Here is a 13564-nt window from a genome sequence, read left to right on the forward strand (position 1 = left end):
CCGCGGCGCGAGAATGCTGCAATGAACAAGCCGACGAAGGCGCCTCCGCCCAGCACCCGTCACACCCGGCGCTGGCCGGCCTCGCTGGCCGTCGTCGCAGTACTCGTCCTCCAACTCCTGGTCCCGCCGCAGGTCAACGCACTGCCGCGCTGGCTGATGCCTGTGCTCGGTGGGCTCCTGCTGCTGCCGCTCTTCTACATGAACCCGTTCCACCTGCGCCGTGACGAGCCCTGGCTGCGACCGGTCGCGATCGTGCTCGACGCGATCCTCGTCGCGGTGAACGCGTACTACCTGGCCGGGATGATCTTCTTCCTGAACAACGGCGACGCGAACGAGGCGGAGGTACTGGTCAAGAGCGCTGTGCTGATCTGGGTGACGAATGTGGTCACGTTCGCGGTCTGGTACTGGGAGATCGACCGCGGCGGGCCGTTCGCGCGGGCGCCGGAGCACGCGCGGGAGGCGGAGCGCGCCGACCTGTTGTTCCCGCAGATGACCGTCGACCTGGCCGGGTGGAAGGGCTGGCTGCCCGGGTTCACCGACTACCTGTACGTCGCGTTCACGAACGCGACCGCGTTCAGCCCGACCGACACGATGCCGCTGACGGCCCGGACGAAGACGCTGATGGGCATCCAGTCGGCGATCGCGCTGCTCACCGTCGCGATCATCGCGGCCCGCGCGGTGAACATCCTCTGAGATCACACTCGACAGCCATGTAATGGGCATGAGACGGTTATGCCCATGTACAGCACGAAGTCGGTGGGGTTGGGGTTCGCGATCTTCTCCGCGATCACGTTCGGCGGGTCAGGTCCGTTCGCGAAAGCGCTGATCGGCGCCGGATTCACGCCGCAACAGGCGGCCTGGTTACGGATCCTGGGCGCCGCCGCGGTCCTCGTCCCGCTGGTGCTGGTCTTCCGTGGGAGCGCCGGGCTGCGCGCGGCGCGGGCGTCCTGGAAGGCGCTCGTGCTCTACGGCCTGACCGGGATCGCCGGCTGCCAGACGCTGTTCTTCATCGCGGCCAGCCGGCTGCCGGTCGGCGTCGCGCTGATGCTCGAGTTCTCCGGCCCGGTGCTGGTCGTCGCGTGGCTGAAGTTCGGCCAGAAGGTCGCCGTACCGCGGTCTGCCGCGATCGGGGTGAGTATCGCGGTGGTCGGTCTCGCGACGGTGGCCGAGATCTGGTCCGGATTGCGGATCGACCTGATCGGGCTGCTCGCGGGCCTCGGTGCCGCCGCGTGCCAGGCGACGTACTTCATCCTGATCGACAAGCTGACCGGCGCCGCGGATCCGCTCGTGATGACCGCGGCGGGCAGCGTGGTCGGCGCCGTCGTACTGACGCTGATCGCGGCTCCGTGGGGTACGCCGTGGCACGTGCTGGTCGACTCGATCGCGATCGGCCAGCGGCACGCGCCCGGCTGGGTGATGGCCGCGTGGCTGATCCTGGTGAGCACGGTCGTCGCCTACCTGGCCGGCGCGGCCGCCGTGCAGCGACTCTCGGCACCGATCGCGGGAGCGGTCGCGTACGTCGAGGTGGTCGCGGCCTGCGTCTTCGCACTGATCCTGCTCGGCGAAACGCTCCGCACCAACCAGATCATCGGCGGCGCCATCGTCCTCGTAGGAGCATTCGTGGCCCAGTCGTCGGTGGGGAAGGTCGCGTCTCCGGAGATTCCCGATTCTTCCCGGACCGACGTACTGGATCCGGTTACCTGAGCGAATCCACCAGCTCGCGGGGCAGGCCGTGGGTGTCGTGGAGGTACTCGTAGTCGGTGTCGTCGAGGGACTTGTGGAACCGTTCGTGGCTGAGCACCTTCCGGCCCCGGTCGAGCAGGTTGCTGAACCGGATCTCCTCGTCGATCAGGATCCGCCGGATCAGCGTCACCGTCTCGCCCTGGTGGAAGTGGCTCAGCGTGTGCTCGAACAGCTCGATCGGCACGTCGGACACCGACCGTGACTCGTCGTTGCGCCACAGGATCGTCAGCATCCGGCGGATCAGCCGGCGCAGCACGTACCCGCGGCCGGTGTTCGACGGGTGCACGCCGTCGCCGACGATCACGATGCTCGACCGCAGGTGATCGATGACGATCCGCTGCGACCGCTCGTCCAGCGTCCACAGCTTCGGGATGATCCGCATCCACGGCTCGAACAGCGAGGTCTCGTACACCGACCGCTTGCCCTCGAGCAGCATCGTCAGCCGCTCGAGACCCAGACCGGTGTCGATGTTCTGCTGCTTCAGCTCCTCGAGCGAGCCGTCCTCGTCGCGCTTGTAGCGCATCATCACGTGGTTCCACACCTCGACCCAGCGGTCGTCGGTGGTCGGCGTACCCTCCGGCTCCCAGTCACCGTTCCTGCCGCCGGTCCACACGAAGATCTCGGAGTCCGGACCGCACGGGCCGGTCGGGCCGTTCGACCACCAGTTGTCGTCGGTGGTCAGCTCGATCGGCAGCCCGAGCTCCTGCCAGGTGCGGAGCGACTCCTGGTCGAGCGGCACCTGCTCGTCGCCGCCGAACACGGTCACGTACATCCGCCGCGGGTCCAGGCCGAAGCGGGTGGTCAGCAGCTCGTAGCCCCACTTCAGCGTCTCGCTGCTCCCGTAGTCCCCCAGCGACCACGAGCCCAGCATCTCGAAGACCGTCAGGTGGGTCGGATCCCCCACCTCGTCGAGATCGGTGGTTCGCAGGCATCGCTGGATGCCCACGAGTCTGCGTCCCAGCGGATGTGGTTCGCCTTCCAGGTACGGCGTGAGCGGATGCATCCCCGAGGTCGTGAAGAGCACGGGATCGCCGAGCCGCGGAATGAGCGTGGACCCGGTCGTCGGGACGTGGTCGCGGTCGAGGAAGAAGTCGATGAAAGTCCTGCTGATGCTCATGGTTCTCGTCCTTGTCGAAATCAGGACCGGAACCAGACCACCGGGCTACAGAAACAACGAAACCGGCGAACCGTTTCCGGTCGCCGGTGGAAGTTTGGGAATGTCAGGCCGCGGCAGCCGGAGAGCGTGAAGCTCGTACGGCTGCGGCAAGTCGGAACATTCGGTGCATGTCGGTCAGAGTACACGACCCCGGCCGTCAGATGTCCAGCAGTTCTCTCAGCGTGGCGCCTGACCGGTCCCAGGTCCATTCGGCCTCGACCCACTTCCGGCCTGCCGCACCCAACTCGCGGGGGTCGGTGAGCAGCTCGACGATGCGCACCGCGATGGCCGCCGGGTTGTACGGGTCGACCAGGTAGCCGGTCTTCCCGTGGATCACGGTGTCGGCGGCGCCACCCGAGTCCCCCACCAGCACCGGTTTGCCAGTGGCCGACGCCTCCAGCGTGACGATGCCGAGCGCCTCCGGCTCCAGCCCGAACCGCCGGGTCCGGCACGGCATCGCGAACACATCGGCCGCATCGACGTACGGCGGAATCTCGACCCACGGAACCGGCCCCGTGAACACCACCGCGTCCGCCACGCCGGCGCTGACCGCCAGTTGCTCGAGGTATTCGCGGTCCTGCCCGCCGCCCACCAGCAGCAGCCGCGCATCGGGCACCGACTGCTGGACCCGCGACCACGCGCGGATCAGCGTGTCCTGCCCTTTCCGGCGAATCAGCCGCGACACACACGCGACCACCGGAACGCCCTCGAGCCCGAGCCCCTTGCGGATCTGCTCTCCCCCACACCCCGGAGCGAACCGGCGCGTGTCGACCCCGGGCGTCAGCCTCCGCATCCGTTGAGCGGCCGCCGGTGAGAGCGCGGGCGCGATCCGATCGGCACACCACGACGACACCGTCGTCACCGTGTCCGCCGCATCACCGATCCGCCGCAGCGCCTGCCGAGCCCCGGGTACGCCGGCCCACCAGGTCTCATGTCCGTGCGTCATCGCGACGATCCGCCGCGCACCGGCCCGCCGCAGCGCCGGTCCCATCAGGCCGAGCGGCGCGGCCGCCCCGAACAGGATCCGGTCGGCGCCGTACTCGCGCATCAGCCCGGCGGCCCGCTTCGTGACACGGGCCGTGGGCAACAACATCGACGTGCGGTCCCGGATCACCGGGAACGGCAGCGTCGCGTCGTACACCGTGTCACCGGGCTCGCGGGAGGTGTAGACCACGACGTCAGGCAGTTGGTCGCACAACGAGCGGACGAACGTCTCGATCCCGCCCTGGCGTGGCGGGAAGTCGTTGGTGACGACGAGGATCGTCATCGGTGGGCCAGCGGTGGGACCGTACCGCCGTTCCCGGCCGCCCACGCGCGGCCCATCGCGATCCGCTCCGGCGGGGTCGGATGGCTGGCGAACATCCAGTACCGCCAGCGGCTCGGGTCGAGGCCCGAGATGTTCCGGACAGCGAGGTCGTGCTGCATCGCGACGAAGTCCTGCGGGTCGTTCGTCAGCCGGAGCGAGTGGTAGTCGGCGCGCGCCTCGATCTTCCGGCTCACCAGGTTCTGAATCGGGCTCGCCAGCGTCGTACCCGCCACGATCAGGGCAACCAGCAGCGCCGTACGCCGGGGGTCCGCGATCCGGGCCCCGAGCAACAAGTACAGCAACGTGATGCCGAACGCCGTACCGAGTACGCCGATCAACGTGCCGTGCAGTACGTCGTCCTCGGCGGCGTGACCGAGCTCGTGGGCGACCACGAGCCGGACCTGCGCGGGCGGGGTGTCCTTCAGGAGCGTGTCGTAGACGACGAGCCGACGGGTCGACCCGAAGCCGGACACGTACGCGTTGAGAGCTGTGGTCCGCTTGGACGCGTCCGCGACCAGCACATCCTTCACCGGTACGCCGTCCTGCGCCGCGAGCTTCAGGAAATCGTTGCGCAGGGCACCGGCCGGCATCGACGTGAAGTTGTTGAACCGCGGTTCAATCAGCACCGGGTACGCGAACGACACGCCCAGCACGAGCAGCGCGGCAACGATTGCCCCGGGCAACCACCAGCCCTGGCGCCAGCGTTTCGCCAACGCCACCAGGGCAATCGCGAGCACCCCGACACCGAGTGAGGTGATCACCCAGTTCACGCCGCGGTCCCAGACCCACAACCGCCAGTTCTCCACGGACAGCCCGTACTTCAGGCTGACCCGCTCGGCGAGTACGTCGGTCGGCACGGTGAGCAGGTTGGTGATCAGGGCGATCCCGGCGACCGCGACCGGTACGGCGAGGAACCACCAGCGGATGCGCAGACCGTCGTACAGCTTGCGGCCCAGCGGGCTGAACCCGATCACCAGCGGGACCACGACCGAGATGACCCAGGACGCCGTCGACCAGCGGAGGATCTCGTGCCGGAACGCGTTCTGGCGGGCGATCTCGGCGGCCGTGAAGTCCAGCGCGGCGTCCGGCTTCGGCAGATCGATCAGGTGCCAGGGCGTGGTGACGGCGATCGTGAAGACCAGCGCCAGCGCCAGCAGACCGCCGACTGCTTTGGGTGCCACGCCGCTGGCCGGCTTACGCACCGGCGAGCCTCTTGAGGTACTTCTGCCACTCGGCGACGAACTCGGCCTCGGTCATCCCGAGCACCGACTTGAACGCGTCCGGCAGCCCGGCCGAGGTCTTCGACGCGTCCACGGCCCGGTAGAACTTCACGAGCTTGTCCTGCCCCTCGCGCTCGGCGATCAGCCGGCACGCCAGCCACGCCGACTCGTACGCCTGCGGCAACTCGGTCGCCGACGCCGCGAACGCCTCCGGTGTCGGCAACGTGGCAGGGACCTTCCCCGCGCGCACCGCCTTGAACAACTCCTTCGCCGCCGACTCGTCCTGCACGGGTACGGCGGTGAACGCGACGTAATCCGCGAAGCCTTCGGCGAGCCACAACGGCACCGGCGAGGCGGTCGCCGTCGACGCGACGTGCGTGGTCTCGTGGGTCAGCACGATCCGCCGGCCCTGCTTGCCGAGCTCCTCGAACAGCTTCGGGTTCGCGACGATCCGCACCGGCGCGCCGATCGCCGGCGTGTCCAGCTCGGCCATCGTGACGGCGGCGATCTGGGTGTACGTGTTCGGCTGCGCGCCGAGGACACCTTCCATCTGGGCCTGTTTCGCGGGCAGGTAGACGACCACCTTCTGCCGCCAGCCCTTGCCCCACACCTTCGTCACCGACTCGACCGCCTTGTCGGCGACCGACACGTAGCTTCTCGCCTCGGATTCCGAATCGAGGCTGATCACCAGGCTGTGCTTGCCCTTGGCGATGTCGATCGGGCCGAGCGCCCACACCGGCCGTCGCTGCCCCGCCACGAACCGCTCCGAGAACGAGGCGGCGTACGTCTTGCCGTCGCGGACCACGAACGTCACCGGGAGCGACTCGCGCGCGGGCTTCACGTCGTACCCGGAGAGCTGCCAGGAGACCTCGACCTGCGCCAGCCAGGACTGCGTCCCGCCGAGCTCGGCCTGCCGGTCCGGGGTCAGGGCTGCGCTGTCGTCGCTCACGTACCGTAGCTGGAAGGTGCCGAGCGGGAGCGTGCTGAGATTGCTGAAGATCGTCCGCGCGCTGGTCCGGAACGCGGTGGCCTTCGGGTCGATGGTGTTCAGGAACTCGGTGCGGTTCTCGTTCTCGACCGCGTCGGTCATCTTCTGCAGCACCGCCTCGCCCGCAACCGCCCGCTGTACGCCGGCCTGAGCCTGATCGGGGGTGGCCGACGCCGACTGCGACGGCTGGTGCGCTCCGGCGCCGTTCGGGTCGGCCGGGGCGTTGGCGATGTGCTGCAGGCCGGCGTACCCGGCTCCGGCGACCAGGCAGACGGCGACGCCGAGGGCGACCTTCTTCAGGATCGGCGCGAACGGCGGGCGCTGCGGACCGTCGACGTACGACTCCGACAAGTGGTCGATCGGCTCCTCAGAGTGACCGGCCGACGGGACCACCGGCAGCGGAACCGTGTCGCCGTGCTCGTCGATCACCTCGGCCCCTCGCTGCTCACCTGCCCCAGTCAGGCGGGACACCCGGCCTCCTCCGACACTACGGCATCACCGTCGAACGGCAGCACCAGGGAAATGGCTCGGCTCCGGGGAGGGATCTCCCCGGAGCCGATGAGTATGTCAACGTGGCAGGTCAGCCCGGACGGACCGCGGTGTTGTACGGGTTCTCGTCGAGCGGAGCGATCTCGACGCTCTTGCCCGGACGGGGAGCGTGCACGATCCGGCCGTTGCCGAGGTAGATGCCGACGTGGCTGATCGGGCTGAAGAAGAAGACCAGGTCGCCCGGCATGAGCTCGGACTTGCTGACCCGGCGGCCCTCACTGGCCTGCGCCTTCGACGAGTGCGAGAGCGAGACGCCGGCCTTGCCCCAGGCGTACATCGTGAGGCCCGAGCAGTCGTACGAGTTGGGGCCTGCGGCGCCCCAGACGTAGGAGTCACCGAGCTGGGACAGCGCGGCGTTGATCGCGATCTGCGCGCGGCCGCTGGCCGGAACGTTCGGCAGGTTCTTGTCGTTGCCGGTCCGGTCGCCGCTGCGGGTCGGGCGCTGCTTGCGCGCCTCCTCCGCCTGCTTGGCGGCCTCTTCCTCGATCTTCTTCTGCTCGGCCTCGCTGAGCTTATCGAGCACCTTCTGAGCGGCGTCGAGCTTGGTGTTGATCTGCTTCTTGAAAACGTCCTGCTTGGACTGCACGGCCTGCAGCGCGGCCAGCTCGGTCTGCTCACTGGCCTGCAGGTCGGTGAGCTTGCCCTGCGCGACCTGGTAGCGACGCAGCGCCGAGTTCTGCTGGCCGGCGAAGGCCTGGGCGGTGGACGCCTGGCTGAGGAACTGGTCCGGGTTGCTCGACAGCAGCAGCTGCGCAGTCGTGGAGATGCCCGAGGTCTGGTAGCCGGCCACCGCGAGGGAGCCGATCTGCCGCTTCACCGAGTCCACCTGGGCCTGCTGCTTGGCGATACCCGCCTGCAGGGCCTTCACGCGGGCGCTCGAGGCGGTGATCTGGCCGCGCAGGTCGTTCGCCGACTCGCCGGCCGCTTCGGCCTCGTGCTGCAGCGTCGCGATCTGCTTCTTCGCTTGGTCCAGGGTGGGCTTGGGGTCGGCGTCAGCCGCTCCCTGGATCAGGAACACACCCGCAGCGACAGCCGTGCTGGTGATGGCGGCGAGGGCGATTCCCTTGGTGCGGTTGATGCGTCCGATGGACACAGCCCGGTCGGTCCCTTCCTCTGCTCACGCCGTCCCCGATGACCAGGCCTTCCGTGGACATCTGTCCACGGGATCCGCCGGATCACTCCCTCGGCTTGCCGCTGCCCGGTCGGCCGGAGCGGCCGACACCCTGAGGCAACGGGCGTAACAGTAGTGACCGTTTCGTGACCAGTGCAATTCGCCCCTCGGGTTTGATCGAAAATTAACGAAGGATCATCCCGACCCAACGGCCGTTTCGTCTTCTCCGGCAAGCGATTCGGCAGCAATGTCCGGCTCGACACTGCTGACCGCGTGCACGAGGCGCAGCGGTGGCACCAGACCCGAGTCGGCGAGCGCGTCCAGGGCGGCCTTCTCGTCGTCGTCGATACGCAGGCTGCCGGACCGTCCCTCCGAACGGTGTTTTTCCGCAGAGATGGCCAGCACCACCGTGACGACGCAGTCCTGGCATCCCGGACCCTTCATCACACAGGCGTCGCAGTCGATCAGCACAACATCCTCCAAGTGGGGAAGCACCCGGACTTGCATCCGGCTGAGAAGGACGCTAGAGAACCCCGCCGACAGTTTTCGTCGTCAGGTGCGTGCGATGCGTGCGGTCAGGCTGCTTGCGGACAGGGAGCGGGCGCCGAGTTTGATGATGCTTTCGGCAACTTCGCGGTCGGTGGAGACGACCACCACCGGACGGCCGGGCGGCTCCGCGCGGACCAGTTGCCGGATCACGTCGTCGGCGATCACCCCGGCCGGGCTGAACCGCACCCGCACACCACGCGGCGGGTTCAGCTGCACCGGCCCCGACAGCTCGGCGCCGTCGAACACCACGGTGACCTCGATCCTGCGTTGCGCGACCAGTGCGCCCAGCGCAGTGACGAGTCGCTGACGCTGCGAGTGCAACGGCGAGTTCGGCCAGGCGGTTTTCGTCACGTTGTAGCCGTCGACGATCAGATGCACCTGCGGCAACGCCAGCAACTCGTCGAACAACGCCGGGTCGTCCTCAGGTGCCGTACGTCCGACAGGGGCCGCCTCGGGTTCGGAGCCGGCCACCGTGTCCGCCGGGCGGAGCTCTCCCCCGGGCGGCAACGCCAGTTCGCGGCGCAGGCCGCTCGCTGCCTCGAGCAACGTGTCGAGCAACAGCCGGGTGCGCGTCGACGCGAGCTCCCGCTCCTGTCCCGCCGTACGCCGGGCCGCGTGCTCGACCGCTTCCAGTTCGGTGATCCGCGTGCGGAGCTTGCGCAGCTCACGCTCGACGTCGGCACGCGCCGCGTCGACGCGTTCGTCAGCAGTCTCGGCTTCCTTGGTGCGTTGCTCGACCTCGGTCTGCAGGCCGGTGATCCGCTGCCGCGCCTCGTTGAGCTTGCGCCGGAGCGTGACGTTCTCGGCCTTGAGCTCGTTGACCTGTTCACGAAGCCGTTCGCGGACCTGCCGGGTCTCGGTGCGCGCCTGATCGAGCTGGTCTGCGAGCCGGTTGACGGCTTCCTCGTCTGCGCGCGGATTCTCCACCGGGACTTGGGCGGCCGCGGCAACGTGCTGCTCCCAGTCGTCCGGGCGCAGCAGGTACGCGAGCGCGGCGACCTCCACCGGATCCGCGGCCGGTACGGCGATACCGTCTGCCACCGCATCGCCCAGCTCCGGGTGCTCCCGCCGTACCTCGAAGGCGGCGAGCCGGCGGAAATGGTCGTCGGTCTCCAGGATCGGCCCGAGCACCGACGCGGACAGTTTCGCCCGCTTGGCCGGCGCGAAACTGGCGAACCGGCGCAGCGGCGCCGGGATGTCGGTCGCGGGCAACTGGCCGAGTGCGTGCGCGGCGAGGGTCAGGACGCGTTGCCGGACCGGTTCAGGCAAAGTCGTAGCGGCGGAGCTCGCGGCGGTGCCGGCCTCAGTCACCGGTCCGCAGTCCGCCTGGAACGACGAGCCGGCAACTGCTGCTCGGCCAGTGACGCAGACCACAGCGAACGGGCATCCGGCCCGGAATCGCAGTGATCGCCTGTGTACGCATACAGAGAGCCTAGTCGACTCGCAGGCGTGTCACCTGCGGAATTGTCGGTGGCGGCTCTTAGCGTCGTGGCCATGACCAGCCCAGGGCATGCGCCGGCCCAGGATTCCGCGGAGCATCCACTGCTGCCGATCCGCGGCGTGCAGCACAGCTTCGACGACCTGGGTACGCCGCTGCGGGACATCACGTTCTGCGTCGTCGACCTGGAGACCACGGGCAATCCGCCGGGCGAGGGCGGCATCACCGAGATCGGTGCGGTCAAGGTGCGCGCGGGTGAGGTGATCGGCGAGTTCCAGACGCTCGTGAACCCGTCGGAGACGATCCCGCCGTTCATCGCCGTACTGACCGGCATCACGAACGGGATGGTTGCCACCTCACCCCGGATCGAGTCGGTGCTGCCCGCGTTCCTGGAGTTCGCGCACGGCTGCGTGATGGTCGCGCACAACGCGCCGTTCGACATGGGCTTCCTGAAGCACGAGAGCCTGGTGCACGGGTACGACTGGCCCGACTTCGCGGTCGTCGACACCGCCCTGCTGGCGCGCCGCGTGATCACCCCGGACGAGGCGCCGAACTGCAAACTCGGCACACTGGCCAAGCTGTTCCGTACGACGACCACGCCGAACCACCGCGCGCTGTCCGACGCCCGCGCCACCGTCGACGTGCTGCACGGGCTGTTCGAGCGGGTCGGGTCGTTGGGCGTGCAAACGGTGGAGGACCTGCAGACGTTCTCGTCCCGGGTCGCGCCGGCCGTCCGGGCCAAGCGCCACCTGGCCGAGTCGTTGCCGCACGCACCGGGTGTGTACCTGTTCACCGACGACCGCGGCGAGGTGCTGTACGTCGGGAAGTCCAAGGATCTGCGCACCCGGGTCCGCTCGTACTTCACCGCGTCCGAGACCAGGAACCGGATCGGCGAGATGGTCGGTATCGCGACCGCCGTCCGCGGGATCGAGTGCGGGACGCCGCTGGAGGCCGAGGTACGGGAGCTGCGGCTGATCGCGGAGCACAAACCGCGGTACAACCGGCGGTCCAAGTTCCCGGAGCGGCAGCACTGGCTGAAGGTCACGGTCGAACCGTTTCCGCGGTTGTCCCTGGTCAAACAAGTGCGCGACGACGACGCCGGGTATCTCGGGCCGTTCAGCTCGCGGAAGACGGCCGAGCGGGCGATGGCCGCGCTGCACGAGGCGTTCCCGATCCGGCAGTGCACCGCGCGGATGTCGAAGCACCCGCAGTTGTCGCCGTGCGTGCTGGCCGAGATGGGCCGGTGCGTGGCGCCCTGCGACGGGCGGATCTCGATGGATTCGTACGGCGAGTTCGTCACCGGGCTGCGCTCGGCGCTGACGGTGGACCCGACGCCGGTGGTGGACGCCCTCGACCGGCGGATCGACGTACTGTCCGCGGACGAGCGGTTCGAGGACGCCGCGGTTCATCGGGACCGGCTGAGCGCGTTCGTCCGGAGCTCGGCGCGGATGCAGCGGATGGCCTCGGTGACGGGGTGCGCCGAGATCTGTGCCGCCAGGCGGACCGACGACGGCGGCTGGGAGTTGCACGTGATCCGCCGCGGCCGGCTCGCGGCGGCCGGATTCAGCCCGCGCGGGACCGACCCGCGGCCGCACCTGGAGATGCTGCGCGCGTCGGCCGAGACGGTGCTGCCCGGGATCGGGCCGGTCGCGGCGGCGTCGCCGGAGGAGATCGAGCTGGTCCTGCGCTGGCTCGAGCTCCCCGGCATCCGCCTGGTCGAGATGGACGGCACCTGGACCTGCCCGGTCGGCGGCGCGGGGCGGCACCTCACCCGCCTCGACAACTCCCACAGCGACCAGCACCAGCACCCCGCCGAACGCCGCCGCCACCTGCGGCCGCTCGGTCCTGCTCGGGCCAGTTAGACCTCGATTCAGGCCTCGATGAACTGGTCGTCGGCGCGGATCCGGCCGTCAGGGGCGAGCAGGAGAAGGTCGATGCCGATGGCAAGTGCCTCTCCCCCGCCCGCCGGGACCATCGCCCAGCGCAGCTTCACCAGGTCGCGGATCGCAGCGGCCGCACCGTGCGGCACGAACTCGTACTGACCGGGCGCGACGAACTCGTCGTACGCCCGGCTCACCCGCTGTACCAGCTCCGCGTGCCCACGGGCCTCGAGTGTCGCGCTGACACCGATCTCGGCGGCCCGTTCGACCATCTCCTCGGGCGGGTCGAGCAGGTGTACGCCGTCCTCGGTCCACAGCTGCTCCACGGCCCGCCGGCGGGTGTCGGCGTCGGGCTCGTTCCAGATTGCTACATAGCGATTCGCGAGGTCTTCTGCTGAGTTGTTGTTCACGTCCACGAGCTTGCCGGGGGCATCCGTGGGCGGACAATTCCTTGCTGGGTATGGACTGTCGGTGGCATGCGTTAGAACTACGGGCATGGCATCCGAACTGTCCGCTGCGCTGCGGTCGTGGCGTGCCCGCCGGCGCGTGAGTCAGCTGGAGCTGGCCGTCCGCGCGGGAACCACGCAGCGGCACGTGAGCTTCATCGAGAGCGGCCGGTCCGTGCCGGGGCGAGACATGGTCATCCGGCTCGCCGAGTCGCTCCAGGTGCCGCTGCGGGAGCGCAACCAGTTGCTCGTGGCCGGTGGGTACGCACCGGCGTACGACGAGACGCCGTACGACGCCCCGAGCCTCGGCGCGATCCGGACCGCGCTGGCCGGAATCCTCGACGGGCACCGGCCGAGCCCCGCCGTGGTGGTGGACCGGCGTGGTGACGTGGTGCTCGCGAACCGGTCGTTCGACGCGCTCGTCGGCGGAGTCTCGCCGTACCTGCTGGAGGACCCGGTGTCCGTGCCGCGGTTGTTCCTGCATCCCGACGGGCTGGCGCCGCGGATCGTGAACCTGGCCGAGTGGTCGTGGCACGTGATCGACGCGCTCATCCGGGAGGCCGCACTGATGCCGAACCTCGCGGCGGACGCGCTGATCGCGGACCTGACCGGGCTGGTTCCACCGCGTCCGGAGACGGGGCCGGATCACCTCGGGTTCGCCGTACCGCTGCGGCTGCGGTCGCCCGACGGGGAACTGCGGTTGATCACCACACTGACCAGGTTCGGTACGGCGATCGACGTGACCGTGTCGGAACTGCGGATGGAGGCGTTCCTGCCCGCGGACGAACCTACGGCGCAGGCACTGCGGCGCCTCGGCCACACTATGCTTCAGCCCGTTGAGGTGTGAGTTCTGGATGGGTGTCAGGAGAGGACGGCATGGTCACCGCGATCGTGTTCATCAAGGCCGACGTCGCACGGATCCCCGAGGTCGCCGAGCAGGTGGCGGCGATCGACGGCGTCAGCGAGGTGTACTCCGTGACCGGCGGGCTCGACCTGATCGCCCTCGTCCGGGTCGCGCGGCACGACGACCTGGCCACCGTCATCCCCGAGCACGTCAACCGGGTGCCGGGCGTGCTGAGCACCGAGACGCACATCGCGTTCCGCGCCTACTCCAGCCACGACCTGGAAGCCGCCTTCAGCCTCGGCGAGGAGAACGGTGTCTGAGTGCTCGGGACTGG

13 protein-coding genes are annotated in these 13564 nt (G+C 69.1%); 5 read left to right on the plus strand and 8 right to left on the minus strand.

Going from position 1 to position 13564, the window contains the following annotated elements; genetic code table 11:
- The first annotated feature begins 21 nt into the window (after positions 1–21).
- Together ACWF0M_RS19170 and ACWF0M_RS19175 are read left to right on the plus strand one after the other, a co-directional pair.
- Positions 22–693, plus strand: a complete 672-nt coding sequence (locus ACWF0M_RS19170; protein ID WP_452237020.1) for a hypothetical protein — start codon at positions 22–24, stop codon at positions 691–693.
- A gap of 45 nt (positions 694–738) precedes the next feature.
- A complete protein-coding gene (locus tag ACWF0M_RS19175) occupies positions 739–1704 on the plus strand; it encodes an EamA family transporter (protein ID WP_452237021.1) in 966 nt (321 codons plus the stop codon).
- Here the strand turns inward: ACWF0M_RS19175 and ACWF0M_RS19180 are convergent.
- From ACWF0M_RS19180 to ACWF0M_RS19210, 7 genes are all read right to left on the minus strand, one after another.
- Positions 1697–2860: an alanine--tRNA ligase-related protein gene (locus ACWF0M_RS19180; protein WP_452237022.1), complete on the minus strand. Its 1164-nt coding sequence runs from the start codon at positions 2858–2860 to the stop codon at positions 1697–1699. The genes ACWF0M_RS19175 and ACWF0M_RS19180 overlap by 8 nt on opposite strands.
- 196 nt (positions 2861–3056) lie before the next feature.
- Positions 3057–4166, minus strand: a complete 1110-nt coding sequence (locus ACWF0M_RS19185) for a glycosyltransferase family 4 protein (protein ID WP_452237023.1) — start codon at positions 4164–4166, stop codon at positions 3057–3059.
- Entirely contained in the window at positions 4163–5407 is a 1245-nt protein-coding gene (locus ACWF0M_RS19190; protein WP_452237024.1) for a M48 family metallopeptidase, read from the minus strand. The genes ACWF0M_RS19185 and ACWF0M_RS19190 overlap by 4 nt, the downstream gene beginning before the upstream one ends.
- A complete protein-coding gene (locus ACWF0M_RS19195) occupies positions 5400–6884 on the minus strand; it encodes a hypothetical protein (RefSeq protein WP_452237025.1) in 1485 nt (494 codons plus the stop codon). The genes ACWF0M_RS19190 and ACWF0M_RS19195 overlap by 8 nt, the downstream gene beginning before the upstream one ends.
- A 109-nt stretch (positions 6885–6993) precedes the next feature.
- On the minus strand, positions 6994–8055 hold the full coding sequence (locus ACWF0M_RS19200; protein ID WP_452237026.1) for an NlpC/P60 family protein: 1062 nt from the start codon (positions 8053–8055) through the stop codon (positions 6994–6996).
- Between the two features lie 213 nt (positions 8056–8268).
- Positions 8269–8544, minus strand: a complete 276-nt coding sequence (locus ACWF0M_RS19205) for a hypothetical protein (RefSeq protein ID WP_452237027.1) — start codon at positions 8542–8544, stop codon at positions 8269–8271.
- An 81-nt stretch (positions 8545–8625) separates the two neighbouring features.
- Positions 8626–9933 (minus strand): NYN domain-containing protein, encoded by a 1308-nt coding sequence (locus ACWF0M_RS19210; RefSeq protein WP_452237028.1) that lies wholly within the window; start codon positions 9931–9933, stop codon positions 8626–8628.
- 183 nt (positions 9934–10116) lie between these two features.
- Here ACWF0M_RS19210 and ACWF0M_RS19215 point away from each other — a divergent pair, with 183 nt between their 5' ends.
- Complete coding sequence (locus ACWF0M_RS19215) at positions 10117–11922, plus strand: DEDD exonuclease domain-containing protein (RefSeq protein ID WP_452237029.1); 1806 nt, start codon at positions 10117–10119, stop codon at positions 11920–11922.
- 8 nt (positions 11923–11930) lie between these two features.
- Here ACWF0M_RS19215 and ACWF0M_RS19220 read toward each other — a convergent pair whose 3' ends face one another.
- Complete coding sequence (locus tag ACWF0M_RS19220) at positions 11931–12350, minus strand: hypothetical protein (protein ID WP_452237030.1); 420 nt, start codon at positions 12348–12350, stop codon at positions 11931–11933.
- 85 nt (positions 12351–12435) lie between these two features.
- On the opposite strand from ACWF0M_RS19220, the gene ACWF0M_RS19225 reads away from it, so the two are divergent.
- Both ACWF0M_RS19225 and ACWF0M_RS19230 read left to right on the plus strand, forming a co-directional pair.
- The gene (locus tag ACWF0M_RS19225) at positions 12436–13233 is read left to right on the plus strand and encodes an MmyB family transcriptional regulator (RefSeq protein WP_452237031.1); all 798 of its coding nucleotides are present in this window, start codon (positions 12436–12438) and stop codon (positions 13231–13233) included.
- 29 nt (positions 13234–13262) lie between these two features.
- Positions 13263–13550, plus strand: a complete 288-nt coding sequence (locus ACWF0M_RS19230) for an Lrp/AsnC family transcriptional regulator (protein ID WP_130380065.1) — start codon at positions 13263–13265, stop codon at positions 13548–13550.
- Positions 13551–13564 lie beyond the last annotated feature (14 nt).

This window comes from Kribbella sp. NPDC055110 (assembly GCF_053607525.1).